This window comes from Roseiarcus sp. (assembly GCF_052145395.1).
Classification (GTDB): domain Bacteria; phylum Pseudomonadota; class Alphaproteobacteria; order Rhizobiales; family Beijerinckiaceae; genus Roseiarcus.
In genome coordinates this window covers 1-3005 of the sequence record NZ_JBKQOT010000893.1, presented here as the reverse complement: position 1 = coordinate 3005, position 3005 = coordinate 1, and the positions used below count along the sequence as shown (strand labels likewise).

Here is a 3005-nt window from a genome sequence, read left to right as displayed (position 1 = left end):
AATCAGCAGAAAGCCGTCATCGGCCGCTGGCTCCTGAGCGATGGCCTGCTGTACATCTTCGATGAGCCGACCAAGGGCGTGGACGTGGGCGCCCGCGCCGAGATCTTCCGTATCATGGTGGAGCTGGCGAAGGCGGGCAAAAGCATCATCATGGTGTCGTCCGACATGCCGGAGCTGATGTCGATGAGCGACCGCATCGGCGTGATGCGGGGAGGCCGGCTCACCCACGTGCTGGACCGGCGCGAGGTCACCGAGGAGACGCTCGTCAAACACTTCATCGGACTCTGACATGCGGAGAAGCGTCTCGATCTTCCGCGAACAGTGGTTTTTCCTTCTCATCGTCGAGGTCGCCCTGGCGGTCGGGACGGGTCTCATCAATCCGCGGTTCTTCGGGCTGAACAACCTGGAGAACATTTTGGAGCAGGTGTCGGTGCTCGGCCTCGTGGCTTCCGGCGCGACCCTCCTGATGTTCGCGGGGAACTTCGACATCTCGGTCGGCGCGAACATCGGAATGTCCGCCTGTTTGATGGCGATCATGATCAAGGCCGGCTACGGTGAGGCGCCCTCCGTGGCGGCGGGCATTCTCCTTGCCACAGTCAACTCCTTCTTCGTCGGGGCGTGCTCGATCCTGTTCAAGGCGCCGTCGTTCATCATCTCCCTAGCCTGCATCGGGATCTTTCGCGGCATCGCCCTCGCCTTCACAAAGGGCGTCCTGCAGCTGATCTACGGAAACTTCGAGTTTCTCGGCACGGAGAGGTTCTTCAATATCATCCCGCTCATGTTCCTCATCAGCCTCGCGGGCTACCTCATCGTTCATTTCATTCTGAAATACACGAAAGTTGGCCGCAGGGCCTTCGCCATCGGCAGCAACGTGCAGGCCGCCTACCTCGCGGGCATCCCGGTCAACCGGAACAAGCTGATCTTCTTCATCATCAACGGTCTGCTTGTCGGAGTTGCGGCGACCCTGCTTCTGTCCCGCATCGGCGCCGCCCAGCCCTCCACCGGCAGCGGGATCGAGCTGCAGGCCATCGGCGCCGTGGTCATCGGCGGCACGCCGATGACGGGCGGGCGGGGCAAGATTATCGGCACCTTCTTCGGCGTGCTCCTCACCGGGATCATCTCCAACGCGCTGAACATGCTCCAGGTGAATCCCTACTTCCAGGACGTGGCCATCGGCGCGCTTATTATTGTGTCCCTGGCGGTCAGCGCATTCAGCCAGCGCGGACAGAGGGCGTAGCGCCGGCCGGTGCGCGTCGATAAGCGACGTTCAATCGCGAATGCTCGCTTCTGCTCGATCCCGGTCCTCACGTAACCCGCATGCTCGGGCGCCGAATGAGTCGAATCTATTCCCCGAACGCGGCGCGCAGATTTCTCAGCCCATCTCCGGCGAGCGCGTCCTGGCTCCTGGCGAGCGGCCGCCAGATCGAGACCGCCCTGGCGATCTCCTTGATTTCGGGGGTGAAGGCCTCGATCACGACCGGCCCTTCAAAGCGAACCTCGCTGAGCGCCGCGGCGATCTCGGCCCAGGGCTGATGGTCCTCGCCCGGCGTGCCGCGGTCGTTGGCGCAGGCGTGGAATTCGACGATGCGGCCCGCCGCGCGCCGGATGGCGGCGGGAATGTCTTTCTCCTCGATGTTCATATGGAACGTGTCGAGCAGCAGCCCGACATTGTCGGCGCCGACGTCCTCGATGAGTCTCAGGCCCTGGTCGACCGTGTTGACGAGGTCGGTCTCGAAGCGGTTGAGCGGCTCGATGGCGAGCTTGACTTCGCGCTCGGCGGCGTAAGTCGCGGCGCGCTTCAGACTTACGACCGCTCGGTCCCACTGATCCCTTCGCGCCTCGTCGCTGAGGAGACGCGTCGCGCCGGTGGCGGCGTACATCGGCCCCGAGACGAACGGGCTGCCCAGCGCTTTCGCGAAGTCGATGCAGCGCTCGACATAGGCGAGCCCGGTTTCGCGGGTCGTCGCGTCCTCCGCGCTCAGGTCTCGGGTCGGCCCGAAGGCGCCGCATATCGTCACCGACACGCCCGTTCGCGCCGCCCGCGCGCGAATAGCGGAAACGTCGATCGTCGCAGGATCCTCGACGCAGATCTCGAGGATGTCGAACCCGAGCGCCTTGACGAGGTCAAAGAGATCGAGGGTTCGATTGGAGAAGGGCGAGGCCCAAATGAACGTACTTGCGCCGTATCGCATGGCCGAATCCCGGGAGCGGATGCTAGGAAATGTTCTCCTCTTCGAACCCGGTGGCAAGGAAAATCCCGGTCGCCTAATGAAGCGGGATCGCAACGTTCAAGGGGGGCGCGGAGACGATCCTCGCTGGCTCGAACTCCCTCGGCGCCTCGGATCGCTCAACGGCGTCGCAGCCCCATCCAAGCGCCGCTCTTGACCCGTTCCTCGCCGGCGCGGCTCATATCTCTGGCCGGCGAAGGAAAAAGCCGCCCCTTGCGGGCGGTTTGACCGAGGGGCCGAGGCGGGGCATTTTGCGGCCGCGCCGGGCGTTCCCTTCGAACGTGACGTCACGAGCGGCGGCGCGCTTGGCTTTGAGAGCAGCATGGAACCGGATTTCGACGCCCTGATCTATCAGACCGGGACCGTGTTCACGCCCGGCGCCCCGATCAACGAGCGCGATCTCTTCTCCGGCCGGAAGGATCAGGTCCTCAAGATCATCGACGCGGTGTCCCAGCGCGGCTGCCATGCGATCCTGTACGGCGAGCGCGGGACCGGCAAGACGTCGCTCTCCAACATGATTTCCGCCTTTCTCGCCAAGCGCCAGGCCTTCATCGTGTCGCGAACGAACTGCGACATTTCGGACAGCTACGCCTCGCTGTGGACCAAGGCGTTCAAGGACATCGAGGCGGCGAGGCGGCACCCAAACATCGGCTTCGGCGGCGTGCGCAACCCGCTCGCGACCTCGCCGCCGCCCGGCTCCGACCTCAATGCCGAGACGCCCGACGGGGTGCGGCGGACGCTGCAGGAGCTGTCGAGCTCCGCGTCCCTGATCGTGAT

General features: G+C 64.4%; 3 protein-coding genes and 1 pseudogene. 3 read left to right on the top strand and 1 reads right to left on the bottom strand.

The window, feature by feature from the left end:
* Both ACLP25_RS30980 and ACLP25_RS30975 read left to right on the top strand, forming a co-directional pair.
* Window positions 1–288, top strand: a pseudogene (locus tag ACLP25_RS30980) (sugar ABC transporter ATP-binding protein); the annotation flags it as partial.
* A gap of 1 nt (window position 289) precedes the next feature.
* A complete protein-coding gene (locus tag ACLP25_RS30975) occupies window positions 290–1237 on the top strand; it encodes an ABC transporter permease (protein ID WP_442472927.1) in 948 nt (315 codons plus the stop codon).
* A gap of 106 nt (window positions 1238–1343) precedes the next feature.
* Here the strand turns inward: ACLP25_RS30975 and ACLP25_RS30970 are convergent, their stop codons facing one another.
* Window positions 1344–2192, bottom strand: a complete 849-nt coding sequence (locus tag ACLP25_RS30970) for a sugar phosphate isomerase/epimerase family protein (RefSeq protein WP_442472926.1) — start codon at window positions 2190–2192, stop codon at window positions 1344–1346.
* Window positions 2193–2550: 358 nt separating this feature from the next.
* On the opposite strand from ACLP25_RS30970, the gene ACLP25_RS30965 reads away from it, so the two are divergent.
* Window positions 2551–3005: ATP-binding protein (locus ACLP25_RS30965; RefSeq protein ID WP_442472925.1), on the top strand; the 455-nt coding region annotated here is incomplete at its 3' end.

What these genes read in the sequence shown, in the direction of transcription:
- ACLP25_RS30970 (WP_442472926.1), bottom strand. Translation starts at nt 2,192, where the DNA reads ATGCGATACGGCGCAAGTACGTTCATTTGGGCCTCGCCCTTCTCCAAT.
- ACLP25_RS30975 (WP_442472927.1), top strand. Translation starts at nt 290, where the DNA reads ATGCGGAGAAGCGTCTCGATCTTCCGCGAACAGTGGTTTTTCCTTCTC.